Origin of the sequence: Stakelama pacifica (assembly GCF_004361835.1) — a bacterium.
Lineage (GTDB): Bacteria > Pseudomonadota > Alphaproteobacteria > Sphingomonadales > Sphingomonadaceae > Sphingomonas > Sphingomonas pacifica.
This window is the reverse complement of sequence record NZ_SNWD01000004.1, coordinates 227,821-253,790: the sequence shown is the minus strand read 5'-3', so window position 1 is coordinate 253,790 and position 25,970 is coordinate 227,821. Positions and strand designations below refer to the sequence as shown.

General features: G+C 63.7%; 32 protein-coding genes. 10 read left to right on the top strand and 22 right to left on the bottom strand.

Annotated elements, in window-relative coordinates; translation table 11 throughout:
- The first annotated feature begins 10 nt into the window (after positions 1–10).
- Positions 11–1,009, top strand: coding sequence for an adenosine kinase (locus tag EV664_RS08790; protein ID WP_133495307.1), 999 nt, complete (start codon positions 11–13; stop codon positions 1,007–1,009).
- 489 nt (positions 1,010–1,498) lie between these two features.
- Here EV664_RS08790 and EV664_RS08785 read toward each other — a convergent pair whose 3' ends face one another.
- The 10 genes from EV664_RS08785 to hisB form a co-directional block, all read right to left on the bottom strand.
- A complete protein-coding gene (locus EV664_RS08785) occupies positions 1,499–3,079 on the bottom strand; it encodes an amino acid permease (RefSeq protein WP_133495306.1) in 1,581 nt (526 codons plus the stop codon).
- A gap of 109 nt (positions 3,080–3,188) precedes the next feature.
- Positions 3,189–3,566: a histidine triad nucleotide-binding protein gene (locus EV664_RS08780; RefSeq protein WP_133495305.1), complete on the bottom strand. Its 378-nt coding sequence runs from the start codon at positions 3,564–3,566 to the stop codon at positions 3,189–3,191.
- 88 nt (positions 3,567–3,654) lie between these two features.
- Positions 3,655–3,978 carry a phosphoribosyl-ATP diphosphatase gene (locus EV664_RS08775; protein ID WP_133495304.1) on the bottom strand — a complete coding sequence of 108 codons (324 nt, stop codon included), beginning with the start codon at positions 3,976–3,978 and terminating at the stop codon, positions 3,655–3,657.
- 31 nt (positions 3,979–4,009) lie between these two features.
- On the bottom strand, positions 4,010–4,207 hold the full coding sequence (locus EV664_RS08770) for a hypothetical protein (RefSeq protein WP_133495303.1): 198 nt from the start codon (positions 4,205–4,207) through the stop codon (positions 4,010–4,012).
- A gap of 51 nt (positions 4,208–4,258) precedes the next feature.
- Complete coding sequence (locus EV664_RS08765; protein WP_133495302.1) at positions 4,259–4,549, bottom strand: PEP-CTERM sorting domain-containing protein; 291 nt, start codon at positions 4,547–4,549, stop codon at positions 4,259–4,261.
- Positions 4,550–4,691: 142 nt separating this feature from the next.
- Positions 4,692–5,456 carry an imidazole glycerol phosphate synthase subunit HisF gene (gene hisF / locus EV664_RS08760; protein ID WP_133495301.1) on the bottom strand — a complete coding sequence of 255 codons (765 nt, stop codon included), beginning with the start codon at positions 5,454–5,456 and terminating at the stop codon, positions 4,692–4,694.
- Positions 5,453–6,187 carry a 1-(5-phosphoribosyl)-5-[(5-phosphoribosylamino)methylideneamino]imidazole-4-carboxamide isomerase gene (gene hisA / locus EV664_RS08755; protein WP_133495300.1) on the bottom strand — a complete coding sequence of 245 codons (735 nt, stop codon included), beginning with the start codon at positions 6,185–6,187 and terminating at the stop codon, positions 5,453–5,455. Before hisA ends, hisF begins: the two co-directional genes overlap by 4 nt.
- Complete coding sequence (hisH, locus tag EV664_RS08750; RefSeq protein ID WP_133495299.1) at positions 6,175–6,777, bottom strand: imidazole glycerol phosphate synthase subunit HisH; 603 nt, start codon at positions 6,775–6,777, stop codon at positions 6,175–6,177. Before hisH ends, hisA begins: the two co-directional genes overlap by 13 nt.
- A complete protein-coding gene (locus EV664_RS08745; RefSeq protein WP_133495298.1) occupies positions 6,774–7,088 on the bottom strand; it encodes a YciI family protein in 315 nt (104 codons plus the stop codon). The genes hisH and EV664_RS08745 overlap by 4 nt, the downstream gene beginning before the upstream one ends.
- The gene (hisB, locus tag EV664_RS08740) at positions 7,081–7,674 is read right to left on the bottom strand and encodes an imidazoleglycerol-phosphate dehydratase HisB (protein ID WP_133495297.1); all 594 of its coding nucleotides are present in this window, start codon (positions 7,672–7,674) and stop codon (positions 7,081–7,083) included. The genes EV664_RS08745 and hisB overlap by 8 nt, the downstream gene beginning before the upstream one ends.
- Positions 7,675–7,747: 73 nt before the next feature.
- Between hisB and EV664_RS08735 the strand changes: the two genes are divergently transcribed.
- The 4 genes from EV664_RS08735 to gmk all read left to right on the top strand — a co-directional run bounded on the left by EV664_RS08735 (position 7,748) and on the right by gmk (position 10,842).
- The gene (locus EV664_RS08735) at positions 7,748–8,233 is read left to right on the top strand and encodes an SspB family protein (protein ID WP_133495296.1); all 486 of its coding nucleotides are present in this window, start codon (positions 7,748–7,750) and stop codon (positions 8,231–8,233) included.
- 105 nt (positions 8,234–8,338) lie between these two features.
- Entirely contained in the window at positions 8,339–9,730 is a 1,392-nt protein-coding gene (gene fumC, locus EV664_RS08730; RefSeq protein ID WP_133495295.1) for a class II fumarate hydratase, read from the top strand.
- Positions 9,731–9,933: 203 nt separating this feature from the next.
- The gene (locus EV664_RS08725; protein WP_133495294.1) at positions 9,934–10,152 is read left to right on the top strand and encodes a hypothetical protein; all 219 of its coding nucleotides are present in this window, start codon (positions 9,934–9,936) and stop codon (positions 10,150–10,152) included.
- Positions 10,153–10,191: 39 nt separating this feature from the next.
- The gene (gmk, locus tag EV664_RS08720; RefSeq protein WP_133495293.1) at positions 10,192–10,842 is read left to right on the top strand and encodes a guanylate kinase; all 651 of its coding nucleotides are present in this window, start codon (positions 10,192–10,194) and stop codon (positions 10,840–10,842) included.
- 52 nt (positions 10,843–10,894) lie between these two features.
- Here the strand turns inward: gmk and EV664_RS08715 are convergent, their stop codons facing one another.
- Genes EV664_RS08715 through crcB form a run of 5 tightly spaced genes read right to left on the bottom strand, consistent with a single transcriptional unit; the run spans position 10,895 to position 13,935 of the window.
- The gene (locus EV664_RS08715) at positions 10,895–11,590 is read right to left on the bottom strand and encodes an ATP12 family chaperone protein (RefSeq protein WP_133495365.1); all 696 of its coding nucleotides are present in this window, start codon (positions 11,588–11,590) and stop codon (positions 10,895–10,897) included.
- Positions 11,587–11,808: a hypothetical protein gene (locus EV664_RS08710; RefSeq protein WP_133495292.1), complete on the bottom strand. Its 222-nt coding sequence runs from the start codon at positions 11,806–11,808 to the stop codon at positions 11,587–11,589. The genes EV664_RS08715 and EV664_RS08710 overlap by 4 nt, the downstream gene beginning before the upstream one ends.
- Positions 11,805–12,467, bottom strand: a complete 663-nt coding sequence (locus EV664_RS08705) for an HAD-IA family hydrolase (protein WP_133495291.1) — start codon at positions 12,465–12,467, stop codon at positions 11,805–11,807. The genes EV664_RS08710 and EV664_RS08705 overlap by 4 nt, the downstream gene beginning before the upstream one ends.
- Positions 12,464–13,561 (bottom strand): RluA family pseudouridine synthase, encoded by a 1,098-nt coding sequence (locus EV664_RS08700; protein WP_133495290.1) that lies wholly within the window; start codon positions 13,559–13,561, stop codon positions 12,464–12,466. The genes EV664_RS08705 and EV664_RS08700 overlap by 4 nt, the downstream gene beginning before the upstream one ends.
- Entirely contained in the window at positions 13,558–13,935 is a 378-nt protein-coding gene (gene crcB / locus EV664_RS08695; protein WP_133495289.1) for a fluoride efflux transporter CrcB, read from the bottom strand. The genes EV664_RS08700 and crcB overlap by 4 nt, the downstream gene beginning before the upstream one ends.
- A 113-nt stretch (positions 13,936–14,048) precedes the next feature.
- On the opposite strand from crcB, the gene EV664_RS08690 reads away from it, so the two are divergent.
- From EV664_RS08690 to EV664_RS08670, 5 genes are all read left to right on the top strand, one after another.
- A complete protein-coding gene (locus tag EV664_RS08690; protein WP_133495288.1) occupies positions 14,049–14,270 on the top strand; it encodes a hypothetical protein in 222 nt (73 codons plus the stop codon).
- 76 nt (positions 14,271–14,346) lie between these two features.
- Positions 14,347–15,144, top strand: a complete 798-nt coding sequence (locus tag EV664_RS08685) for an outer membrane protein assembly factor BamD (protein ID WP_133495287.1) — start codon at positions 14,347–14,349, stop codon at positions 15,142–15,144.
- Between the two features lie 28 nt (positions 15,145–15,172).
- Positions 15,173–16,843: a DNA repair protein RecN gene (recN, locus tag EV664_RS08680; RefSeq protein ID WP_133495286.1), complete on the top strand. Its 1,671-nt coding sequence runs from the start codon at positions 15,173–15,175 to the stop codon at positions 16,841–16,843.
- Positions 16,844–17,077: 234 nt separating this feature from the next.
- Positions 17,078–18,697 carry a GNAT family N-acetyltransferase gene (locus EV664_RS08675; protein ID WP_133495285.1) on the top strand — a complete coding sequence of 540 codons (1,620 nt, stop codon included), beginning with the start codon at positions 17,078–17,080 and terminating at the stop codon, positions 18,695–18,697.
- A 151-nt stretch (positions 18,698–18,848) separates the two neighbouring features.
- Complete coding sequence (locus tag EV664_RS08670; protein ID WP_133495284.1) at positions 18,849–19,172, top strand: hypothetical protein; 324 nt, start codon at positions 18,849–18,851, stop codon at positions 19,170–19,172.
- 401 nt (positions 19,173–19,573) lie between these two features.
- Here the strand turns inward: EV664_RS08670 and EV664_RS08665 are convergent, their stop codons facing one another.
- From EV664_RS08665 to EV664_RS08635, 7 genes are all read right to left on the bottom strand, one after another.
- Positions 19,574–19,777 carry a hypothetical protein gene (locus EV664_RS08665; RefSeq protein WP_133495283.1) on the bottom strand — a complete coding sequence of 68 codons (204 nt, stop codon included), beginning with the start codon at positions 19,775–19,777 and terminating at the stop codon, positions 19,574–19,576.
- Positions 19,778–19,793: 16 nt separating this feature from the next.
- Positions 19,794–20,930, bottom strand: coding sequence for a tRNA guanosine(34) transglycosylase Tgt (tgt, locus tag EV664_RS08660; RefSeq protein WP_133495282.1), 1,137 nt, complete (start codon positions 20,928–20,930; stop codon positions 19,794–19,796).
- A gap of 296 nt (positions 20,931–21,226) precedes the next feature.
- Positions 21,227–23,170 carry a M1 family metallopeptidase gene (locus tag EV664_RS08655; RefSeq protein WP_133495281.1) on the bottom strand — a complete coding sequence of 648 codons (1,944 nt, stop codon included), beginning with the start codon at positions 23,168–23,170 and terminating at the stop codon, positions 21,227–21,229.
- A 73-nt stretch (positions 23,171–23,243) separates the two neighbouring features.
- Positions 23,244–23,489 (bottom strand): hypothetical protein, encoded by a 246-nt coding sequence (locus tag EV664_RS08650; protein WP_133495280.1) that lies wholly within the window; start codon positions 23,487–23,489, stop codon positions 23,244–23,246.
- A gap of 61 nt (positions 23,490–23,550) precedes the next feature.
- The gene (locus EV664_RS08645; RefSeq protein WP_133495279.1) at positions 23,551–24,351 is read right to left on the bottom strand and encodes a fructosamine kinase family protein; all 801 of its coding nucleotides are present in this window, start codon (positions 24,349–24,351) and stop codon (positions 23,551–23,553) included.
- A 258-nt stretch (positions 24,352–24,609) separates the two neighbouring features.
- Positions 24,610–25,179, bottom strand: a complete 570-nt coding sequence (gene pth / locus EV664_RS08640) for an aminoacyl-tRNA hydrolase (RefSeq protein ID WP_133495278.1) — start codon at positions 25,177–25,179, stop codon at positions 24,610–24,612.
- 129 nt (positions 25,180–25,308) lie between these two features.
- Positions 25,309–25,965 (bottom strand): 50S ribosomal protein L25/general stress protein Ctc, encoded by a 657-nt coding sequence (locus EV664_RS08635; protein ID WP_133495277.1) that lies wholly within the window; start codon positions 25,963–25,965, stop codon positions 25,309–25,311.
- Positions 25,966–25,970: the final 5 nt, after the last annotated feature.

Here is a 25,970-nt window from a genome sequence, read left to right as displayed (position 1 = left end):
GGAGAACCATGTGACCAGCGCAACCTACGATGTCGTCGCGATCGGCAATGCAATCGTCGATGTCCTTGCCCAGTCGGACGATGCCTTCCTCGATTCCGAAGGCATGAAAAAGGGGTCGATGCAGCTGATCTTCGAACCCGAGGCGGCCGATGCGCTTTACGCCAAAATGGGACCGGGGCGCGAAGTTTCGGGCGGCTCAGCGGCGAACACCATTGCCGGAATCGCTGCGCTGGGCGGCAAATGCGGCTTTATCGGTCAGGTTGCCGATGACGAGTTGGGCAAGATTTTCGCGCATGACATCCGCTCGGTCGGCATCGATTTCGATACGCCCGCGCGCGAAGGCGAACCGACCACGGCGCGCTGCCTGATCTTCGTGACGCCCGATGGCCAGCGGACGATGAACACCTTTCTTGGCGCCTCGCAGTTCCTGCCCGCCGAAGCGCTCGACGCCGATTTCATCGCCAAGGGCGAGATTCTCTATCTCGAAGGCTATCTGTGGGATCCCGAAGAACCGCGCGCCGCGATGCGCCGTGCGATCGAGATCGCGCGCAAGGCCGGTCGCCGCGTTGCCTTCACTTTATCGGACACTTTCTGCATCGACCGGCATGGCGATGATTTCCGCAAGCTGATCGCCGACGGGCTGATCGATATCCTCTTCGCCAATGAAAACGAGCTTCAGGCGCTGGCGCAAAGCGACGATTTCGATGCATGCGTCGAGAAAATCGCCGCGCAGGTGCCGCTGCTCGTCGTGACGCGCAGCGAAAAGGGCGCGATCGCGGTGAAGGACGGCACGCGGGTCGAGGTTCCGGCCGAACCGATCGCCAGGGTCGTCGACACCACCGGCGCGGGCGATCTGTTCGCCGCCGGGTTCCTGCGCGGTCAGGCACAGGGCAAGTCGGTCGCCGATTCGCTGAAAATGGGCGCGATCTGCGCGGGCGAGATCATCTCGCATTATGGCGCGCGGAGCGAAGCAAATCTCGAAAAGCTGGTCGCCGACAAACTCGCCTGACCGGCGCTGATCGAACGCAAACGCCGTCCTTCGCTCGGGCGAGGGGCGGCGTTTTGCTGTCTAGGTAAGATCGCTCACGTAACCCGTTCCCCCTCGCGCCGTTCGCTTCGAGCATAGTCGAGAAACGCCTGATACAACGTTGCACCAAGCGCCCGATCGTCATCGCGAGAAGCGCAGCGACGAAGCGATCCCGCGACACGCACGCCGCTCTGGATTGCCGCGCCCCTTCGGGGCTCGCAATGACGAACGTGTGTGCGGTTTTGATCGATGCACCTCGGCATGAAAGCGCGAGCATTCCTTCTGCCTTGCTATTTCACCACCCGTTGGTGCTGAGCCTGTCGAAGCACCGTTCTTCCCGACTGCCGCCGGGCTGCGCCGCTCGCAATGACCCCGGCACTGGCTTCGGGGCCGCGCTCCGCTGACAAATGCCGATGCACACAAAAAAGGCCGGGATCGCTCCCGGCCTTTTCTGTTCGATTCGCCGAAAAATCAGGCGTCCTTATATCCCGGCGTATGCGCATCGCCGATCGGCGGCACCGCTTGCGGCGGGGCGTCCGGATCGTCCTCATGCACATCGATGATGCCGCGTCCGACATGGCTCTTGCGGAAACCATAAGCGAAATACACCACCAGCCCGATACCGCCCCAGACGGGGAGTACCAGCATCGCCTCCAGCGGCAGGCTGACATAGAGGCCCAGCGTGCCGAGTATCGCCAGCGGTGCGACGATATAGACGAGCGGCGTGCGGAACGGGCGTTTGCGCTCCGGCTGCGTCCGGCGAAGGATCAGCACGGCGAGCGCGACCATGAAGAACGCGAACAGCGTGCCCGAGTTCGAAATATCGGCAAGCTGCCCCACGGGAAGGAATGCCGCGAAGATCGCGACCGCCACGCCGGTGATCATCGTCACGATGTGCGGCGTCTTCCACTTCGGGTGAATTGCCGAAAGGAATTCGGGAAGCAGACCGTCGCGCGCCATCACGAAGAAGATGCGCGTCTGACCGAACAGCATGATGAGGATGACCGAGGGCAGCGCGAGGAACGCCGCGATGCCGATCATGTCGCCCAACCGTTCATAGCCGATCTGACGCAGCACATGCGCAAGCGCTTCACGCGAGCAAACCAGCGGTTCGGTGCCCATGCCCGCCAGCGCCTTACAGCGATCGGCGAATTCGGGTGTACCCGGGGCCAGAACCTGACCGGCAAGTCCGCTGATCGGCTGCGCGCCGATCGTGCCGATGGCGCCCGCAGCGACCAGCAGATAGAAAACCGTACAGATTGCGAGACTGCCGATCAGGCCGATCGGCACATTGACCTGCGGATTCTTGGTCTCTTCGGCTGCGGTCGAAACTGCGTCGAAGCCGACATAGGCGAAGAAGATCGATGCCGCCGCGCCGACCGCGCCCAGACCCGATCCCAGGCCGGTGCCGATCCAGCCATTCGGCATGAACGGTTCGAATTCCGCGCCCTTGATAACCGGCAGGGTGAGTATGATGAACACGCTCAGCGCCGCGACCTTGATCGTCACCAGTACCGCGTTCACCCGCGCGCTTTCGGTCGTGCCGACCATCAGCAACAGCGTAACGAGCAACGCAATGATCAGCGCGGGCAGGTTCACGATGCCATCGGCATAGGGGCCGACCGACAAAGCGTGCGGAAATCCTATTCCCCAACTGTTTAGCAGACCGATAAAATAGCCCGACCAGCCGACCGAAACCGCGCTCGCCGCGACCGCATATTCGAGGATCAGCGCCCAGCCGACCATCCATGCGAGAAGTTCGCCCATCACCGCATAGGTATAGGTATAGGCCGAGCCCGAGACCGGCACCATGGAAGCGATTTCGGAATAGCAAAGCGCCGCCACACCGCATACACACGCGGCGATCACGAACGCCCACATCATTCCCGGCCCGGCTTTCTGTGCCGCTTCGGACGTCAGAACGAAAATGCCGGTGCCGATGATCGCGCCGACGCCCAGAAGGGTCAGCTGGATCGGTCCGAGCGTTCGCGACAATGATTTCTTTTCTGCGGTCGCCAGAATGGCGTCCAATGGCTTTACGCGCCAATCCATGGTCAGGTCAGTCCCCCCAAGCGGATGCACGGCGGATTGATCCGCCGGAAATTAGGAAAGCGCAGAGCCTAACGGTAAAGCGGGTGCGTGCAATCCCCAATTGCAATTGTTACTTTATCAGCATCGGCCCCAAAGCGCGCCCGGCGAACAGATGGACGTGGAGATGGGCCACTTCCTGATGCGCATCGGGTCCGATATTGGCGAGCAGGCGATAGCCCGGTTCGACCAGCCCTGCATCGCGCGCGACCTTGCCCACAGCGCGCACGAATGCGGCGATTTCAGTGTCGGGGGCATTGGCCGAAAAATCGTCCCACGACACATATCTGCCCTTGGGGATTACCAGGATGTGGGTCGGCGCCTGTGGATTGATGTCGCGAAAGGCGAGGCTGTGGTCGTCCTCATACACCTTGTCGCACGGAATTTCGCCGCGCAGGATTTTTGCGAAGACATTCTCGTGGTCATAAGGGCGGGTCGCATCGACGGGCATTGCCTGATTCTCCTGATCGCGAGCGTTGGTTCGCAAAGGTTCTGGAGAAAGATGGCGGCCTCGACAAGCTGGCGCGCGCGGCGCGGGGTCAGCCCTGCCGCGATGCCTTTTCCTCAAGGCCCGATACGCCCTCGCGCCGGGCAAGCTCGCCGCGCACATCGTCGAGCGACAGGCCGGATTCGGCGAGCAGCACCAGCAGGTGAAAGAGAAGGTCGGCGGCTTCGCTCGTCAGCTCTTCGGCATTGCCCGCCATCGCAGCGATCACGGTTTCCACCGCTTCCTCACCGACCTTCTGCGCGATCTTCGCCCGGCCTTTCGCATGCAGCCGCGCGACATAGGAGCTGTCGGGATCGGCCTGCATCCGTTCGCGGATGACGGATTCCAGCGCGGACAGGGGATCGGTTTGGCTCATGACGCTGCACATCGCAGGGATGCGCGCTTTGTCAATCCCGCCGACCCCGCCGCCGGAACCGCGCGCGCAGCGCCCGCCGGGCGAACCAGAGGCCCAGCGCGGCGAACACAAACAGCGCGACATCGGACGGCGCGAAGCCATGCCGCTCCACCACCCCCGAATGCGCGGTGGCGGAGGCTGCGGATGTAAGCGCGGCCGACACGGTCAACAGGGCGAAGAGAAATCGCATGGCGGCACCATAGCGAAAAACCGCAAGTGCGGGGTTAACAACCTCGACCGATCAGTTCTTGCGACGCTTCTTCATCCGGCGAGCGGCGTAGGCACCGGCAAGTCCTGCGGCGAAAAGGCCGAACACGCCGGGCTCGGGCACCGAGGTGGGACTGGTCGGGCTGCCATTTCCGCCCTGCGAACCGCAATGGCCGTGCGTGTATTTCGCCCCGCAGCTGTCGGGCGTTTGCGGCGATCCGCTATGGCCGGGCGTGCTGTGTGGCGGTGTGTCCATCGCCAAAGCAGCGGCGGGCAGCAAGAGTGCAGAGGCAGCAATTGCAATACGAAGCGGTGCAAACATCATAATTTCCCCGGTTTATTCTTTGCCGCCTTAGCTAGCAAACAGCATGCCAAATGCCGCAAGACACTCACGAATCGCTGCTTTTACCCGACCGGCAGCAATGCCCCGGATGAATTTGTAAAATATTCCGACAGATCTGACGTCCTTAGACCGGGCTGCGCGCCGCGATCCCCGCCGCCCGCAGCGCCGCATGCGCGTCCGCCACCGTGGCTTCGCCGAAATGGAAGATCGATGCTGCGAGCACGGCGCTGGCATGCCCTTCGCTGATCCCGGCGACGAGATGGTCGAGCGACCCGACCCCGCCCGATGCCACCACCGGCACCGTCACCGCATCGGCGATGGTACGGATCAGGTCGATATCATAGCCGTCACGCGTCCCGTCGCGGTCCATCGACGTCACCAGAAATTCGCCCGCGCCAAGCTTTGCCAGACGAAGCGCATGTTCGATCGCGTCGATTCCGGTTTCGCGGCGACCCCCATGGGTGAAGATTTCCCAATGGTCGCCCACCCGTCGCGCATCGATCGAGGCGGTGATGCACTGACTGCCGAACCTGTCGGCGATATCGGCGACGACCTCCGGCCGGGCGACCGCGGCAGAATTGACTGCGACCTTGTCCGCTCCGGCGAGCAGCAGCGCGCGCGCATCTTCCGCGCTGCGCACGCCCCCGCCGACGGTAAGCGGCATGAAGCACACTTCGGCGGTGCGTCGCACAACATCGAGGATCGTGCCGCGATCTTCATGGCTGGCGGTAATGTCGAGAAAACAAAGCTCGTCCGCGCCCGCCGCATCATAGGCACGCGCCTGTTCGACCGGATCGCCCGCATCTTTCAGATCGACGAAATTGACGCCCTTCACGACCCGGCCGTTCGCCACGTCGAGACAGGGGATGACGCGCGCCCGGACGGTCACGCCGCCGCGACCCGGATCGCCTCGGCCAGATCGAGCCGGCCGTCATAGAGCGCTCGGCCGGTAATAACGCCCTCGACGCCGTCATCGACATGCGCGGTCAGAGCCTCGATATCGCCGATTCCGGCGACGCCGCCGCTTGCGATCACGGGAATCGACACGGCACGCGCCAGTTCGACGGTCGCTTCGACGTTGCAGCCTTTGAGCAGCCCGTCGCGCCCGACATCGGTGAAGAGCAGCGCAGCGACGCCCGCATCCTCGAACCGCCGGGCAAGCTCTGCCACCGATACGGTCGAAACGTCCGCCCAGCCGCGCGTAGCGACCATGCCGCCCTTCGCATCGACCGCAACGACCACCCGGCCCGGAAAGGCCGATGCCGCTTCTTTCACAAGGTCGGGATTTTCGAGCGCCGCCGTGCCTATCACCACCCGGTCCACGCCCAGATCGAGCCAGTGCTCGACCGCCGCGCGGTTGCGGATGCCGCCGCCAAGCTGCACTTTTCCGGGGAACGCTTTTACGATTCCGGCCACCGCGCCGCCATTCACCGATTCACCGGCAAAGGCACCGTCGAGATCGACGACATGCAGGTGATCGGCGCCCGCCTGCGCGAACTGCTTTGCCTGCGCCGCCGGATCGTCGCCATAGATGGTGGCGCGATCCATATCGCCCTCGGCCAGCCGGACGACCGACCCGCCTTTCAGGTCGATTGCGGGAAAGATGGTCAGGGACGCCATTCGAGAAACCTTTCGAGCAATGCGATGCCGTAGCGCTGGCTCTTTTCGGGGTGAAACTGCACGCCGACCATATTGTCGCGGCCGATCGCGGCGGTTACCGGGCCGCCATGGTCGCTGATCGCGATGACATGCGCGCCCGAAAAGGCGAAGCTATGCAGGAAATACGCTTCCCCCGCTTCGATCAGCGGATGGGGCCGGGACGGGATGACATCGTTCCAGCCCATATGCGGCACGCGCAGACCGGGGGCAGGGGGGATCGCCGCGACCGTGCCCGCAATCCAGCCAAGCCCGGCATGTTCGCCGAATTCCTCGCCCGTTTCGGCCATCAACTGCATGCCGACGCACACGCCAAGGAAGGGCGCGCCGCCTTCAAGTACGCGTTCCTCCATCGCCGCTACCATGCCGGGCACCGCGCGAAGTCCCTTCGCACAGGCACCGAAAGCGCCGACGCCGGGCAGCACTACCCGATCCGCACCGCGCACCGTTTCGGGATCGTCGGTGACCGCGATATCGCGCGCACCGGCGGCTTTTAGCGCATTGTGCACCGAATGAAGATTGCCCGCGCCATAATCGATCAGCGCTATGGTCACGCCAGCAGGCCCGCAATTTCCGGCTGGGCAAAGCTCATATTGAAAGCGACCACTTCGAATTCGGCAACGCCGCTGGTGACGAACGGGTCCTGCCCGGCCAGCGCCTCAACCGTTTTGGCATCGCCACGCGCCACGATTACGCCGCCGGTACGCGGATCGCGCCGTCCGGCGATGAGAAACGCACCCTCGGCCATGTTGCGCTCAAGAAATTCGACATGCGCCTTCATCTGCGCATCCACGTCTTCCAGCGGACGGACATAGGTCAGCAGGATCAGCGACAGCGCGCCCGACGAACGATAGGAATCAGCCACCCAATGTCCCCTTGGTCGACGGAATTGCATCTGCCTTGCGCGGGTCGATCTCGGTCGCGATGCGCAGCGCGCGGGCCAATCCCTTGAACACGCTTTCGGCGATATGGTGATTGTTGGCACCGTACAGCGTTTCGATGTGCAGGGTGATCCCTGCATTCTGCGCGAAGCTGTGGAACCAGTGTTCGAACAATTCGGTGTCCATCTCGCCCAGCTTCACCTGGGTGAAGCGCGTGTTGAACACCAGCCAGGGCCGCCCCGAAATGTCGAGGGCAACGCGGGTCAGCGTTTCGTCCATGGGGGACAGGGCGTCGCCATAGCGGCGGATGCCACGCTTGTCGCCCAGCGCCTTCGCCACGGCTTCACCGATCGCGATGCCGCAATCCTCGACCGTATGATGCTGGTCGATATGCAGGTCGCCATCGACCGTGCAGGCAAGGTCGATCAGCGAATGCCGCGATAATTGTTCGAGCATATGATCGAGAAAGCCGATTCCGGTCGAAACCGAATAATTTCCCGTACCGTCCAGATTGACGGTGACTTCGATCGCCGTTTCGGCGGTCTTTCGCGTGATGCTTGCGGTGCGCATGAACGTCCACATAGCGTAGCGAACGCGTCATGCAATCTTGACCATGGCCCAAAGGAGGTTAGTCACCGCATTCATGACCGAAAGCGTGCCAGATAGTTTGATTCCCTATGACGATATCGTGCAGGAGGCCCTGCGCGCCGTTGTGGGCCGGGTTTTGGGGCAGGTGCAGGAAAGCGGGGCGCTTCCCGGCCAGCACCATTTCTATATCACGTTCAAGACACAGGCGCCGGGCGTCGATATTCCCGACCGGCTGATCGAACGCTTTCCCGACGAAATGACGATCGTGATGCAGCATCGGTACTGGGATCTGACGGTCGATTCGGAACGGTTTTCGGTTGGACTGAGCTTCAATCAGATTCCGTCGATGCTGGTGATACCCTTCTCCGCGATCACCGGTTTCCACGACCCTGCGGTGAATTTCGAACTGCGCTTTCAGGCCACGGAAGGTCCCGAAACGCCCGAACCCACCGATCACGGCGAAAATGATGGCGACAAGTCGCTGCCGGGTGCCGAGGACGGGTCGAACGTCGTTGCGGTGGATTTCAAGCGGAAGAAATAAAAGCGGGATCGGGCGCGTGCCCGATCCTTCTTTCCTGCACCTCTTGCGCTGCCGGTGAAACATCCCGACTTCCCGGGGATTGAAGCCGGGAAGGAGAGGCAGCGCATGACGAACACCCGTACCGAAAGCGATTCGATCGGCGAGATCGAGGTTCCCGCAGACGCTTATTGGGGTGCGCAGACCCAGCGCAGCATCGAGAATTTCCCGTTCGGCGCGCGCGAGCGGATGCCGGTGGAAATCGTCCACGCGCTCGGGGTCGTCAAGCAGGCGGCGGCGCGAGTGAATCGCAGCCATGGCCTTGACGGCGACCTTGCCGACGCGATCGAAAAGGCAGCCGGAGAGGTGGCGAGCGGTGCGCTCGACGATCAGTTTCCGCTGGTCATCTGGCAAACCGGGTCGGGCACCCAGTCGAACATGAACGCCAATGAAGTGATCGCCGGCCGCGCGAACGAGGCGCTTACGGGCAAGCGCGGCGGCAAATCGCCGGTACATCCCAACGATCATGTCAACAAATCGCAAAGCTCGAACGACACCTTTCCGACCGCGCTGCACATCGCCGCGGTGCTTGCCGCGCGCGACAAGCTCTTCCCCGCGCTCGACCGGCTGAAAGATGCGCTGGAGCAAAAGGCGCGCGACTGGGACCATATCGTCAAGATCGGGCGCACCCATCTTCAGGACGCGACCCCGCTGACGCTGGGGCAGGAATTTTCGGGCTATACGGAGCAACTGCATCTCGCAAAGCTGCGGATCGATCCGTTCGTCGCGCATGCGCTTGTCCGGCTGGCGCAGGGCGGCACTGCGGTCGGCACCGGGCTGAATGCACCGGACGGCTTTGGCGAGGCGTTCGCGAAAGAGGTAAGCGATATTACCGGCTTCGCCTTCGAAAGCGCGCCGAACAAGTTCGAGGCGCTGGCATCGAACGACACGCTGGTCGATTTTTCCGGGCGGCTGAACAGCCTTGCCGTCGCGCTGTCGAAGATCGGCAATGACATTCGCCTGCTGGGATCGGGGCCGCGCTGCGGTCTGGGCGAGCTTGACCTTCCCGCCAATGAACCGGGCAGTTCGATCATGCCGGGTAAGGTCAACCCGACCCAGTGCGAGATGCTGACCATGGTTGCGGCGCAGGTGATCGGCAATCATCAGGCAGTGACCGTCGGCGGGCTGCAGGGGCATCTGGAGCTGAATGTGTTCAAACCGATGATCGGGGCGGCGGTGCTGCGCTCGATCGACCTGCTGAGCGTCGCGATGGACAGCTTCGCCGAACGCTGTGTCGAGGGGATGGAGGCGAATGAGAAGCGAATTGCCGAGCTGCGCGACCGTTCGCTGATGCTGGTCACCGCGCTCGCTCCCGAAATCGGCTATGACAATGCGGCAAAGATCGCCAAGCACGCGCATCAGCATGACATGACGCTGAAAGAGGCCGGGCTTGATCTGGGGCTGGTCGATTCGGATACGTTCGACCGGGTGGTTCGCCCTGAAACAATGGTCGGTCGGTAACCGCTTCGGGACGAAGAAAAAGAGCGACGCTTCGACAGGCGCAGCGCGAACGGGTCGCGGGTCGCTCCCCCCTCACTACGTTTGTCCTGAGCTTGTCGAAGGACCGGTCTTCTGCCTTCGCCACGCCTCTTCGCGGAACCCGCAACCGCCATCGCGGGTTACCCTCCCAAAGCCCGTTCCGGGCGATTTTCGGAGAAACGAGCATGGGTGCAACCACCATCGGCGCATTGATCGGCGGCGCAATCGATTCGATGAGCGGTGAGGACAGCGCAGCGGACGGCGCGATCATCGGTGCGATCACTGCCAATGTCCTGAAGGTCGCGGTACCGGTTGCTGTCACCTATGCAGTCGGCTGGATGGTGCTTCGCGGAATTTCAGAAGGCGTCGATCAATTGTTCGGCGGAGACGAAGCCGACGCGTGACCGCTTGACGGAGGGGCGCTCGCTCCGCCACTAGCGGCCATGGCTTTTGAGCGCGACCCCGATCCGCATGGTTTCAAACGACGCGGCGTATTGTTCGTCCTGTCCTCGCCTTCGGGCGCGGGCAAATCTACGATTGCGCGCAAATTGCTGGCGGCGGAGCCGAAGCTCGGCATGTCCGTATCGGCCACGACTCGCCCGATCCGGCCGGGCGAGACGGACGGGAAGGACTATCATTTCGTCCATCTCGACAAATTCCGCCAGATGGTCAGCGACCATGAATTTCTCGAATGGGCGCATGTCTTCGATCACCGCTACGGTACGCCCAAAAAGCCCGTCTATGACATGCTCGAATCGGGTCAGGACGTATTGTTCGATATCGACTGGCAGGGCGCGCAGCAGCTGTTCCAGATTGCGGGCGGCGATGTCGTTCGCGTCTTCATCCTGCCGCCGTCGATGGAGGAATTGCGCGACCGGCTCGAACGCCGCGCGACCGACAGTCAGGATATCATCGACCGCCGTATGGCGCGCGCCGAGCGCGAGGTAAGTCACTGGGACAGCTATGACTATGTGCTGGTCAATGACGATGTCGAGGAATGTTTCGAATCGGTGCGCACGATTCTCGCCGCCGAGCGCCTGAAGCGCTCGCGCCAGACCGGGCTGATCGGCTTTGTGCGCGGATTGATGAAATAGTGCGACGCGTCCGGAGCCCTGTTCCCGTGAAAGCGGGAATCCAGAGCTTCATCTAACCCCGCAGCAATTCCAGAAACCGGATCGCCGCGTCATAGCTCTTGCGCTTGTGCGCGCGCGCCTTCGCGGCGAGATCGTCCTCACCCCATTGTTCGGCCTGCCAGTCCTCGTCGAGATTGGCTGCCGCCCATGCCCGATCGGCATCGGTCGCTCTCTCAACGAGCGCCAGCGCGAGCACCAGCGATCCGGTAATCGTCACCAGCGGATAGAGCGCCGCCAGCTCGAAAGCTGACCGGCTGCCCACGCTGTCGGAAAGGCGCGCCAGCGTTTCGGCCGGCTGCGCGACATGCATCACCCCCGAGGTTCGCGCGAAGCGCACATCATAGCGCGACTCGGCCCAGTTGAGATGCGGCTCCCATGCCGCTTCCTGCCGCGCGATCAGTTCATCGGGATGGTCGGCGCGATAGCAAAGCAGGTCGCTCTCGCCATAGGCCGCCAGCGTCGCGGCAAAACCGGCGGCGTCCGCGCCCACCCGATCGATCGCTGCATTGGCAAGTCCGGTGAGCGGCATGGCGGCAGGATCGATCGTCTCGCCCACCGCGCGCCATTCCTCAGCGATGCCCTCGGCCAGCGCTCGCCCCGGCAGCGCGAGCGGCACGCGGCCGGGCGTGCGTACCGGACGCCCGTCAAGCGCGATGCCATGGCGCTCGCCCTCGGCAACGACCTCCACGCTTTTCCAGAACCGTTTCACGATTCGGGCGGGGTCCGCCATTGCCGCGCCATTGCGCGCGGTACCGTTGCAATCATGAACAGCGCCGACAGCACGATCGCCGCGCCGAGAATGCGCGTCGTAAGATCCTGACCGCGCGCCAGCACCACCAGCCCGAAGACCGCACCCGCCGCTCCGGCGATCCGAACCCCGGTCATCGCGAGATAGCGGTTGCGCGCGCGGGAATCGGGATCGCTCATAATGCCTCCAGATAGTGCTGCATCGCCTGCGTGTCATTCGCCACCGTGCGTGCGCCCGCGGCCACCAGTTCTTCTGGCGGATGATAGCCCCAGCCGACGCCGATCGGATGCACCCCCGCCGCGACACCCATCGCCATGTCGAAACTGGTATCGCCGATCATGACGCTGGTTTCGGGCGAGGCACCCGCCTCGGCGATCGCCGCTTCGATCATCGACGGGTGCGGCTTGGACGGATGCCGGTCGGCGGTCTGCAACGTCACGAAGCGATGCCGTACGCCGTGATGGTCGAGCAGCAGGTGCAGCCCGCGATCCGACTTGCCGGTCGCGACGCCCAGCACCCAGCCCGCATCCTCCAGCGCGCCCAGCGTCTCTGCAATTCCGTCGAACAGCGGTTCGGCGAGCAGCGTGCCGTCGACGCGCATCCGGCGAAAACAATCCTTGTACGATTCGGCCAGCACCCGGTGCATCGCCATATCCGCGTCGGGCAGAAGCTGCGCCATGGCCTCGACCAGATTCAGCCCGACGATCCGCCGGATCAGCGAGCGTTCGGGCGGGGTAAGCTTCGCGCCGCTGAACGCTTCCTCCATCGCAAGGCAGATATTGGCCTGACTATCGGCCAGCGTCCCGTCGCAATCGAAAATCGCAAGCCGGTTGGTCAATTGCCGCCCCGTTTGCGCCGTTCGCCGCGGCGCTCCTTGCGGATCGTCTTGGCATGGCGGCGTGCCTTGATCTTCTTTTCCTCGCGGGTGGGCGGCGGGGGGGCATCGCTGATCGGCAGCGCGTCGCCCTTTGCTGGGTCGAAGCCCAGCATCTCCATCGATTCGGCGAAATGCTGCGGCAATTCGGCAGTCACGTCGAGCTTGCCGCCGCCCGGATGATCGACGCGGATGCGGCGGGCATGCAGGTGCATCTTACGGCTGACCCCGCCGGTCAGAAACGCTTCCGGCCCGCCATATTTGCCGTCGCCGACGATCGGATGGCCGATCGCGGACAGATGCACGCGCAGCTGGTGCGTGCGCCCGGTCATTGGTTGCAGCTCGACAAAGGCAGCGCGATTGCCCGCACGCTCGATCACGCGATAGCGCGACTTTGCGGGCTGGCCATTTTCCTCATCGACATGCATTTTCTCGCCGCCGGTGCCGGGTTGCTTGGCGAGCGGCAGTTCGATCAGCCCGTCCGAAATTTCGGGAACACCGACGACCAGCGCCCAATAGACCTTTTTGGCCGTGCGCCCGGCGAAATTCTTCGAAAACAGCCCCGCCGCGCGCGGCGTGCGTGCCACCAGCAGCGCGCCGGACGTATCCTTGTCGAGCCGGTGGACCAGCTTCGGCCGGTCCTCGCGCTCGAAACTGAGCGCATCGAGCAGCCCGTCGACATGCTCGGTCGTCTTGGTGCCGCCCTGCGTCGCAAGCCCCGGCGGCTTGTTGAGTACCAGCGCCGAATCATCCTTGTGAATGACCAGCGAGCGGGCGAACTCCTCCTGTTCCGCCGTCAGGGCTTTGCGCTGGCGCTGCGGGCGCGGAGCGCTGGGCGCTTCGGCGGGGGGCACGCGGATGATCTGGCCCGCCTGCACATGGTCGCCCGGTTTTGCCCGCGCGCCGTCGAGTCGCAACTGCCCGGTGCGCGACCAGCGCGACACGATGTTGAAGCTCGCGTCAGGCACATGCCGTTTGAACCAGCGGTCGAGCCGGATGCCGTCGTCCTCCGCCGAAACGGTGAACTGGCGCACTTCATCGGATGCGACGCCGCTCATGCGACGCTCCGAACGATCGCCATGCCGCCTGCAACGGCGGCGATGGAAACGGTCACCGACACCAGCACATAAACAAGCGCGGGCAGCATCTGGCCGCGCTCGATCATATTGACGGTGTCGAGCGAGAAGGAGGAAAAGGTGGTGAACCCGCCCAGCACGCCGACCGCCAGAAACAGGCGCAGTCCCTCGCCCGGCGCAGAGATTCGCGACAGCGTTCCGACCAGCAGACCCATCAGCAGCCCGCCCAATATATTGGCGGCCATGGTGCCCCAGGGAAAACCCGGCCCCATCAGGGCAAGGGCGGCGCGGCCCAGAAGATGACGCCCGGCAGCGCCGATGGCACCGCCCAGCATGACAAGAAGTAGATGCGGCATTCCCCGCCGTTAGCGCTTAACGTGCATAAGGAAAAGCGCTGAACGTAATCCGCGCTCCGAACGCGCCGCTGTATTATGTTGACAACACACGCCCGCGACCCCACTTTATCGCCATGCTGAACCTTATTTCCGTGCTCTCCGGGCTGATGACGCTCGTTCTCGCGCTGGTCGCACTTATCCCGTTGCTCGGCTGGCTCAACTGGCTGGTGATTCCGATGGCGGTGGTGGGCGCTGCGATCGGCGCGATGTCGGCGGGGACGGCGGGGCGCAATCTCAACATCTTCGTGCTGGTCGTTTCGGCGATCCGGCTGGTGCTGGGCGGCGGTATCTTCTGACCGCATCAGGGCGGATATTTTCGACCCGGTACGAAAAGCGTTGTTCGTCCCTGCGCTGCTCGGCTAAGGACGCATCATGCGTATGACTCTGTACCGCTCTTTCGTCACCGGCCTGTCTCTGGCCGGCCTGATGGTCACCGCCGGCTGCGCCTCGACAAAGGCGAGCAAGGATCTGCCTTATGTCGCGCGCGATGTCGGCACGCTCTATTCGGCGGCGAAGGACAAGCTCGATCGCGGCCAGTATGAAATCGCCGCGAAGCTGTTCGACGAGGTGGAGCGTCAGCATCCCTTTTCGGTCTGGGCGCGCCGGGCGCAGCTGATGGGCGCGTTCAGCTATTATATGAACCGCGATTATACCCAGTCGATTCAGTCGGCACAGCGCTTCATCGCCGAACATCCGGGCAGCCCCAGCGCGCCTTATGCCTATTATCTGGTGGGTCTGAGCTATTATGAGCAGATCGCCGATGTCGATCGCGATCAGAAGATCACCGAACAGGCAAAGGCGGCACTGGGCGAACTCGCCCGTCGTTATCCGCAGACGCGCTATGCCGCCGATGCCCGGCTGAAACTCGATCTGGTCGAGGATCATCTCGCGGGCAAGGAAATGGAAGTCGGCCGTTTCTATGAACAGCGCGGCAACTGGCTCGCCGCGACCGAGCGGTTCCAGCTGGTCATCGATAAATATCAGACCACGACTCATGTGCCCGAAGCGCTGATGCGGCTTACCGAAACCTATCTGGCGATGGGCCTGCCCGAAGAAGCGAAAAAGACCGCAGCCGTGCTCGGCGCCAATTATCCGGGCAGCAAATGGTATGAGCGCGCTTATACGCTCATGGAGGATAAGGCGCCGGCGGTGGCCGCCGCCGGGGCCTGAGCAGGCGCGCGGTGACGGGCCGCATCCTATGCTGACCGGGCTTTCGATCCGCGATGTCGTGCTGATCGAGGCGCTCGACCTCGATTTCGCTCCCGGTCTCGGCGTGCTGACCGGCGAAACCGGGGCCGGCAAATCGATCCTGCTCGACGCGCTCGGCCTTGCGCTGGGCGGGCGAGGCGAAACTTCGCTGGTGCGCAGCGGTGCCGATCAGGCGGTGGTGACGGCGAGCTTTCTGACACCGGACGACGGCAGTGCGATCGCAGCGCTGCTCGACGAAAACGGCATAGCGCGCGAACCGGGCGAACCGCTGATGATCCGGCGGCTGGTCAAGGCCGATGGCGGCAGCCGCGCCTTCGTCAACGATCAGCCGGCCTCTGCCGGGCTGCTGCGCGAATTATCGCGCCATCTCGTCGAAATTCATGGCCAGCACGACGATCGCGGGCTGCTCAATGCACGCGGCCACCGCCAGCTGCTCGATATTTACGGCAAGCTCGATGTCGCGGGCGTGGCCGCTGCGCATCGCCGCTGGCGCGACGCGATGGCTGCGCTGGAGGAGGCGCGCGAATCGCATGACGCTGCCGAACGCGATCGCGAATGGCTGGAACATGCCGTTGCCGAACTGACCGCATTCGCGCCGCGCGGCGGGGAGGAAGAGGAACTCGCCGAACGCCGCGCCGGAATGCAGCGCGGCGAGAAGATCGCCGCTGACCTGCAAGGCATCGCCGATCTGCTCGAAGGATCGGACGGCGGGCTCGCCCGGCTGCGTCAGGCAGCGCGGATTCTGGAGCGCGTGGCGGAGGATCACGAGGCGCTGGGCGAAGCGCTCGCCGCGATCGACCGCGCGATCATCGAGGGCGCTGCCGCACAGGAAAAGGTCGATGCAGCGGCCGAAGCGCTCGCTTTCGATCCCGTCCAGCTGGAAGCCGATGAGGCGCGGCTGTTCGAACTGCGCGGCCTTGCGCGCAAACATCGCGTGCAGCCCGATGAGCTCGCCGCGCTCGCCGAGCAGCTGTCGGCACGGCTCGCCCGGCTGGAAAGCGGCGGGGCGGAGCTTGAGGCACTGGAAAAGGCCGCAGCCGAAGCGCAGGCCGCCTATCGCAAGGCGGCCGATTCGCTGCACCGGGCGCGGATCGACGCGGCGACCCGGCTTGATGCGGCGGTGGCGAGCGAATTGAAGCCGCTGAAGCTCGATGCCGCGAAATTCCGGACCACGGTGGAGCCGCTTGCCGAGGCGCAATGGTCGGCGACCGGCAGCGACCGGGTGGAGTTCGAGATCGCGACCAATCCGGGATCGCCCTTCGGCCCGCTCGCGAAAATCGCCAGCGGCGGCGAATTGTCGCGCTTCATCCTCGCGCTGAAGGTCGCGCTGGCCGAAAAGGGCGGGGCGCAGACGCTGATTTTCGACGAAATCGATCGCGGGGTCGGCGGCGCGGTGGCAAGCGCGATCGGCGAGCGTCTGTCGCGGCTCGCCCAGAGCGCGCAGGTGCTGGTCGTCACGCACAGCCCGCAGGTCGCGGCGCGCGGCAATCGCCATATGCTGATCGCCAAATCGAATGACGGCACGGTGACGCGCACCGGTGTCACCCCGCTCGACTCGAAGGAACGGCGCGAGGAAATCGCCCGGATGCTTTCGGGTGCCGAAATCACCGACGAAGCGCGCGCACAGGCAAAACGGCTGCTCGAACCCTCGCTGCTATAAGCGCGAGGCGCTTTGCGGCGACCGAGCCTGTTGCACCAACGTCATTGCGAGCCCCGAAGGGGCGCGGCAATCCAGAAGCGACACGCGCCATCGCTCTGGATCGCTTCGTCGCTGCGCTCCTCGCGATGACGACGATCCGCTCCGGGAGCGGCAGCATCGTATAAGTCTCCACCATCTCCGGAACCACCCTCGCACCCGATTGGTTCGCATAGGCAACGAACAAGAGGGAATTGAATGTCGACACGCTCGCCGGCGAAACTGGAAGTCCGCAACGCCACCACCGGGGATATTCCCGGCATCCTGTCGCTGATCGGCAGGGTCTATGCCGCATATCCGGGCGTCGAAAACTATACCCCCGGTATGATCCGGGGACAGATCAACAATTTCCCCGCCGGGCAGTTCGTCGCGCTCTATGAAGGCGAAGTCGTCGGCTATTGCGCTGCCAGCCGGATCGATGAGCATGTCGCGCTTGCCCCCCATGACTGGGAAAGCATCACCGGCAACGGGTTCGGCAGTCGCCATGATCCCACCGGCGACTGGCTCTACGGCTATGAAATGGCGGTGGATTCGAAGCAGCGCGGTCTGCGCATCGGCAAGCGCCTGTATGAAGCGCGCCGCGCGCTCTGCGAACGGCTGGAGTTGAAAGGCATCGTCTTTGCCGGGCGGATGCCGAACTATCGCCGCAACCGGAACAAAGTCGACGGACCGGTCGACTATGTCGAAAAGGTGCGCGAGGGGAAGATCAAGGATCCCGTCATAGGGTTCCAGCTTTCCAACGGCTTCGAACCGATCGGCGTGCTCGAAAATTATCTGCCTGAAGACAAAGCGTCGATGGCGATGGCGGCGCACATGGTCTGGCGCAACCCCTATGTCGATCCCGATGAGCCGCCGACGCATCGCGTACCGCGCGATATCGAAAGCGTCCGGCTCGCCACCTGCCAGCTGCAGGCGCGTGCGGTTAAGGATTTCGACGAATTCATCCGCAATGTCGAATATTTCGTCGATGTCGCGGCGAGCTATGAATGCGATTTCATTTGCTTCCCGGAGCTTTGCTCGCTCTCGCTGCTCTCGTTCGAGCGAAAGAAATTATCGCCGATGGAGGCGATCGACCGGCTGACCGACCATCGCCAGCCGCTTGTCGATGCACTGAGCGACATGGCGCTGCGCTATAACATCAACATCGTCGGCGGTTCGCATCCGACGCGCACCGATGACGGCGACATTCAGAATGTCGCTTATGTGTGCCTTCGCGACGGATCGGTGCATGCGCAGGAAAAGCTGCACCCCACCCCCAACGAAGCCTATTGGTGGAAGATCAAGGGCGGCGACAGCGTCGATGTGATCCAGACCGATATCGGCCCGGTCGGCGTGCTGATCTGTTACGACAGCGAATTTCCCGAGCTTGCCCGGCGGCTGGTCGATGAAGGCGCGCGAATCATCTTCGTGCCGTTCTGCACCGATAATCGTCAGGGCTATATGCGCGTGCGCTATTGCGCACAGGCCCGCGCGATCGAAAATCAGTGCTTCGTGGTGATGAGCGGCAATGTCGGCAATCTGCCCGGCGTCGACAATATGGACATTCAATATGCCCAGAGCGCGATCATCACGCCGTGCGATTTCCCCTTTGCCCGCGACGGCATCGCGGCGGAGGCGAGCGAGAATATCGAGGCGCTGACGATCGCGGACGTGAACCTCGCCGACCTTACCTGGGCACGTGCGGAAGGAACGGTGCGCAACCTGACCGACCGCCGGTTCGATCTGTACCGGATCGACTGGACACAGGGGCCGCGGCCCGACGGCCAGCAGGTGCCGAGCCGCGCACCGATGGAAAGCAAGGGGCCGGGCGGCGGCTGATCCGGAGGCGGGGTGTCGTTCCTGAACGGACTTTCCCGCTTCGTTACAATCGGTGACACTTTCGGGCGGCTGTGGAGATATCGGCGATACAGGTGCCGCCCATCTTCACCTTCATGCCGGAGCGTTCCGGCGGGTTGAAGGAGTAGCCGCCATGAAGAAATTCACCCTGATCATCGCCGGGCTGGGCATTGCAACCGCCATGCTGCCCGCCGCTGCCTCCGCCGCGCCCTATCGTGCGGGCATCGAGCGCCAGATCGATCGCAGCGCCCAGCGCGGTGCGCTGAGCCATCGCGAGGCGCGCGCGCTGCGGGCCGAATATAGCCGGATCGCTAAGCTCGAATATCGCTATCGCCGCAGCGGCCATGGCATCAGCCGAGCCGAAGCACGCGATCTCGACCGCCGCTATGCCGCATTGCAGGCGAAAGTGCGGTACGAGCGGCAGGACAATAATCGCCGGCCCGTGTATCGCCGCTAACCTATCGCGCCGCCCCCAGCCGCAGGGCAGGGGGCGGCTTTTGCGGTCATATCCACCTGTTGATCCCCACCGAGCCCGACATCGTCATTGCGAGCCCCGAAGGGGCGCCGCAATCCAGCGCGGCACGCGCGCGTCGGCGATCGCTCGTAAAGGCTGCTTCGGGATGGGGATGGCAAACGGCAGCGGCCCCGGCCTCCGCCGGGGCGACGATTGTAGAAATCGCGGTGCACACAAGCCGGTGATACAAGCCGCTAACCCCATGCGTCGCCCCGGCGGAGGCCGGGGCCGTTGGCGTGGGGCGCTATGGCTGCGCTGAGCGGCGCGATGCAAGACTGCGGGCTGTGCGCCGCTCCGGATCGCTTTACCTTGCTGCGACATGTTCGGATCGGCGCCGTTCTGTATCAGCCCTTGCGCCGGGATGTCGCGGCGTAGAGCGCCGCTGCGGCAAGCGCTGCCGATCCCACGCCGATGCCGATCCCGGCTGCCGCGAGCGGCCACTTCTTCTTGCGATCCTGCCCCGGTTCCGGACCCGTCCCGGCGCCGTCGCGTGCTGCCTTTGCCTCTCGCGCGGCTGCGGTGATTTCGTTTTCGGGCTGGTCACTCATCGACACTCTCCAGAACTCATTGTTGTTTTTCGCGAATATAACGCGCGCGAAAGTCGTTGGCGAACGTCTTGAGCGCGCCCCCAGCAATCGCATCGCGCAGATCGGCCATCAGCGCCTGATAGAAAAACAGATTATGTTCGGTCATCAGCATCGCGCCCAGAATCTCGCCTGCGCGGACGAGATGGTGGATATAGGCGCGGCTCCATCCCTGACAGGCGGGGCACCTGCATTCCGGGTCGAGCGGGCCGGTATCCTCGGCAAAGCGGGCGTTGCGGATGTTGATCGGCCCTTCGCGGGTAAAGGCCTGTCCGGTCCGGCCTGACCGGGTCGGCATCACGCAATCGAACATATCGACGCCGCGTTCGACCGCGCCGACAATATCGTCGGGCTTGCCCACGCCCATCAGATAGCGGGGCTTGTCGGCGGGTAGCTGGCCCGGCGCATAATCGAGCACGCCGAACATCGCCTCTTGCCCTTCACCCACCGCCAGGCCGCCGATCGCATAGCCGTCAAAGCCGATATCGATCAGCGCATCGGCGCTGGTCTTGCGAAGACCTTCGTCGAGCGCCCCCTGCTGGATGCCGAACAGCGCCGCACGCGCGGCATGCGCTTCGCCCGAATCGAAGCCCTCACGGCTGCGCTTCGCCCAGCGCATCGAGCGCTCCATCGCCTTTGCCTGAATGTCGCGAGTCGTGTCGGTCGGCACCAGCTCGTCGAACGCCATCACGATGTCGCTGCCCAGCAGGCGCTGAATCTCCATCGATCGTTCGGGGCTCATCAGGTGCCGCGACCCGTCGAGATGACTTTTGAAGACGACGCCTTCCTCGCTGCGTTTGGTGAGTTCGGACAGGCTCATCACCTGATAGCCCCCGCTGTCGGTCAGGATCGGGCGGTCCCAGCCCATGAATTTGTGCAAACCGCCCAGCCGGTCGATCCGCTCGGCCGTGGGGCGCAGCATCAGGTGATAGGTGTTGCCGAGGATGATGTCGGCACCCCCGGCGCGCACATCGGCGGGCTTCATTGCCTTTACGGTGGCGGCGGTGCCGACCGGCATGAAAGCAGGGGTGCGGATCGTGCCGCGCTGCATGGTAATCGTGCCGGTGCGCGCCGCACCATCGGTGGCCGCAATCTGAAAATCGAAACGCGAAGTCATAGGGCTCGCCATGCCGCGCGGCAGGCGCGCTGTCCAGCCGGGGGCGGGGGCAGGGACTTGCAGCCTCATACAAAAGACCGTTTGCCCTGAGCCTGTCGAAGGGCAGTCCTTCTCTTCGCCGGAAAGAGGAAGAACGGGGCTTCGACAAGCTCAGCCCCAACGGAGCGAAATAGCTCAAGGTCGTCATTGCGAGCCCCGCAGGGGCGCGGCAATCCAGTTCAGTGCTGGCCCCAGTGGATCGCTTCGTCGCTGCGCTCCTCGCGATGACGACAGTAAGACCTGATGCGTTTGCCCCTTTAGCCGCTCAAGCTGTTATTCCCGCGATCCTTGTCGGGCAGCTTGTGGTCGGGATCGATTTCCGCCTTCACCACCTTGGCTGTGCCGCCGACCGGCACTGCGCTGGTCGCCTGACAAATCCAGGTTTCGGCGGGCAGGCGGATATTCTTCACGCTGCCATCGGCAAAGGTCACGCGCAGCGTTGCCGGCATGACCAGCTTGTCCTTTGACGTCACACTGACCAGCGCGCCCTTTGCCGGGTCTTTGTCGACATAGGAAATGCCGGTAACGGCAAGGTCCATCTGCCAGTTATTATAATACCAGCCGCGCCACCAATAATCCAAATCCTCGCCCGCATCGCTCGCCATTGCGCGGAAGAAATCGGCGGGTTGCGGGTGCTTGAACGCCCACGCCGCAGTAAAGCGCCGGAACGCGGCGTCGAACCGCTCCGGCCCCAAAATCTGTTCGCGCAGCAGAATGAGGCCAAGCGCCGATTTGAAATAGGTCACCGGGTGGCGATATTTCTCGATCACCGTATCGGCGCGGGCAAGGATCGGCGGGGCTTGCGGGTCGGCGAGCAGCGGCAGAATCTCATTCACCGGATTGCCGCCGCCCGGCGCATATTCGCCGTCGCGTTTCGGGCCATATTCGCCGTTGTTGAACTCATCCGACTGATAGACGTCGATAAAGGTGTTGAAGCCTTCATCCATCCACGCATGCCGCCGCTCGTCGAACCCGACGATCATCGGGAACCAGCTATGGCCGATCTCATGCGCGGTGATCCAGAACAGGTCCTTGCCCTTGTCGTCGATCCCGTCGAACACGATGCCCGGATATTCCATGCCGGTGGCAGGACCCGCCACATTGATCGCATTGGGCCAGGGATAGGGGAACCATTTGGCCGAAAAACGCTCGACCGTGTCCTTCACATATTCGGTCGAGCGGCCCCAGCGATCTTCCCCGGCGCTCTCGGCGGGATAGACCGACTGGGCAAGCGCGCTCTTGCCGCCCGGCAGATTGATCCGCGCGGCGTCCCACGCAAACTGGTTCGACGCCGTCCATGCGACATCGCGCGTATCCTTCATGCGGAAATGCCAGGTCAGCGTGCCCCCGCGCTTCGGGCGGCTGGCCGGGTCGGTGATTTCCTGCGGCGATCGGATCATCACCGTCTTGTCCGATTCCTTTGCCTGTTTCAGGCGGCGAACCTGCTCGCCGGTCAGCACCTCGTCCGGGTTCATCAGCTCGCCCGACCCTGCAACGATCATGTCGCTCGGCACGGTCAGCCAGTAATCGAAATCGCCATATTCGCTGTAAAATTCCTGCGCGAGATAGGGCAGCGCGTCCCAGCCGCGAATATCGTCATACACCGCCATGCGCGGATACCATTGGGCAAGGTCGTAAATCTCCCCGCCCTTTGACGTGCCCCACGCCATGCGCCCGCCAAATTTGCCGGGAATGGTGAAGTGCCATGCGATATCGATGCTAACGCTTTCGCCGGGTTTCAGCGGTGCGGGCAGACGGATCTGCATTCGCGTATCGTCGATCAGCGGCTCGACCGCCTGTGCCGCGCCCTTGCCGAGCGTAATGCTGGCCGAATCGATGATGTCGCCGCTGGTGGTGCCGCGCGGTTCGCCGCCGCTCGCCATATGGCCGCGCGATTCGGGTTTGTAGAGATTCTGTTCGAGGTGCAGCCACAGCACACGCAGCGTATCGGGGCTGTTATTGGTATAGGTGATCCGCTCCGACCCGCGCAAAACCTTGGCCTTGGTATCCAGCGTCGCGCGGATCGCATAATCCGCCTTGTTCTGCCAGTAATCGGGGCCGGGCATGCCGTCGGCCGAGCGATAGCGATTGACCGACTGGCCAAGGTCGAGCGGGGCGAACGTCTCTCGCGGCTGATAATCCTGCGCCATGGCCGGCATTGCGGTCAGCATCAGCGCACAGGCCGCGAACAGTCTCGTCATCAATCACACCCCCGATATGCAAAGCGGAGGGAGTGTTAGGCCATAATGGGGAGCGCCTGTCGACCGGGCGCGGTCAATATTTGCGATAGGGATCGGGCTGATCGCCGGGATAGTCCATGACGCAGCGGCGCTGGTCATGGCGTTCACCCACCTCGCAGCCGCGCTGTTTGCGGGTCCAGTCCTTCACGGTCACGTCGCGGCCGGGCAGGGGGCGCGAATCGGCAGGATTTGCGGTGGGGGTGGGCAGTGAGACCGGTCTGGGCTGAACACAGGCGCATAGCAGCAGCGGCATCGCAAAGGCAGGATAAGCGCGCGACATTCGTGGAAGCTCCCTGATCCGGGGACTCGCTCCGGCACAGAGAGAATAGCGCGCACCCCGATCAGACGCCAAGCCGGTTCAGGCAATCCTCCACACCGCTGCGATAGCCCGATCCGAACAGCCGCAGGTGAACGAGCAGCGGCCAGAGGCGATACACCGGCTGCCGTTCGCGCCACCCGCTTTCCAGTCCGAGTGCGTTGAAAAACCGATCGGGTGGCGAATCGAACAGGGTGAGCATCGCGGCATCGACTTCGCGGTCGCCATGGTAACAGGCCGGATCGATCAGCGCGGTCACCTTTCCCCCGGCGCTCAGCACATTGCCGCCCCACAGATCGCCATGGAGCAGGGACGGGGCGGGATCGCGCGGCAGATACTCGCTCAGCCGGTCGGCCAGCGCTTCGAGCCGCCGGGCGAGCGGCGCGTCAATATGCGGGCTATGGCAGCGCAGGCGGTTGTCCGCCCAGAAGCTGGCCCAGTCGTCGCGCTGGCCATTCGCAACCGTTACCGATCCGAAGGCGTGATCGCAGTGCCAGCCATAACTCTGTCCATGCGCGCCATGCAGCCGATTGAGCACCGCCGCCAGATCGTCCCACGCCCCTGCAGGGCTGCCGTCTGAATCGACTCGCTCGATCAGCAACAGATTGTCAGAAACACCCAGCGCCTCGGGCGCAGGCGCGCCCGCAGCCCGGATCGCGCGCAGCATCTGCGCCTCGCTCTCCGCGCTTCTCCCGTTCTTCGCAACCACGCGCCGCCCGTCCTTCAGGTCGAGCGCAACCACTTCCGAAAGATCGCCGCCCGACATCGGCCGCGCGGAAAGAATGTCGCTGCCGAGCAGCGCTGCGGTTCGGGCTAAATCGATCATTCCCGCGATGTGGGAAGCTCCACCGCCGATTGCGACCGCCGCCGCGCCTTTCCACACACACCGTCATGCCCGGCTTGATCGGGCATCCAGGGATCAAGGCGCAGCATTCGTGGCGCTGGATGCCGGGGCAGGCCCGGCATACGAGTAATGATGAGGCTGATGCCTGATGCCCGGGATGCCCCATCCGGGCGGGCAGGGCGGACAAGACCGGCCGTTGCCGATCGCGCTGCCGGTACCGATCGGCCGTTGCGCCGCCAGCTATCCCTGTATCCGCAGCGCAATTTCGTTCATGAAACGCGGATCGTCGCCGCGCGCCAGCCATTCGGCTTCGGCGGCGATCGCGCCGAGCAGATCGCTCAGTTCCTCGATCTCTGCTTTCGCGTAATTGCCCAGGACATAGCCGTGGACCCGGTCCTTATGCCCCGGATGGCCGATCCCGATTCGCACCCGGCGATATTCCTTGCCGATATGGCTGTCGGTCGAACGCAGGCCGTTATGCCCGGCAGCACCGCCCCCGGTCTTCACCTTCACCTTGAACGGGGCAAGGTCCAGTTCGTCGTGAAAGACGGTCACTGCGCTTTCGTCGAGCTTGTAGAAATCCACCGCCGCGCGGATCGAACGGCCGCTTTCGTTCATGAACGTGGCGGGTTTCAGCAGGATGATCTTGTCGCCGCCGATGCGGCCTTCCTGCGTCCAGCCCTGAAACTGTTTTTTCGGCGGGGAAAAGCCATGCACTTCGGCGATCGCGTCGATCGCCATGAAGCCGACATTGTGCCGGTGCATCGCATATTGCGCGCCGGGATTGCCCAGCCCAGCCCAGATCTGCATCGCTGCTCTCCCGGTCGGGGTTCGGGTCGTGCGCCGCGCCGCAAAGGGGCAAGGGGCGACGGGAACGCGGTCCGGGCGGGCGGGCGGCTCTGTCGAGCAGCGCCGTCCGCCCGGATGCGAAATGCGGGCTTATTCGCCCTTATCGTCTTCCATGACGGTATCGGCGTGCTGCTCGGTGACTTCGGTTTCACCGGCTTCGCCTTCGCTCGACTTCATCGCCGACGGGGCGACGAGCGTTGCGATGGTGAAGTCGCGATCCGTGATCGCCGATTCCGCGCCCTTGGGCAGCTTCACATGGCTGATATGGATCGATTCGCCGACGTCGAAGCCCTTGACCGAGATTTCAATCTCGTCCGGGATGTTCGCCGCATCGACGACCAGTTCCAGCTCATGACGAACGACGTTCAGAACGCCGCCGCGCTTGATGCCGGGTGCCAGATCTTCGTCGGTGAAGGTCACGGGCACGTTCACATGGACCTTGGCATGCTCATCGATGCGCAGCAGGTCGACATGCGTCGGGCGATCGGTGACGGGGTGCAGTGTCACATCCTTGGGCAGGGTGCGCACGGGCTTGCCGTCGCCGGTGTCGATCATCACGACCGAGTTCATGAAATGCCCGGTGTTCAGCAACTTCATCAGCGCACGCTCCTCGACATGGATCGGGAGGGGCTCTTTTTTGTTGCCGTACAGAACGGCGGGAACTCGGCCTTCACGACGAAGCGCCCGGGAGGCTCCCTTGCCAACCCGGTCGCGCGTCTCGGCCGACAGCGTAAGCTGATCGCTCATAATAT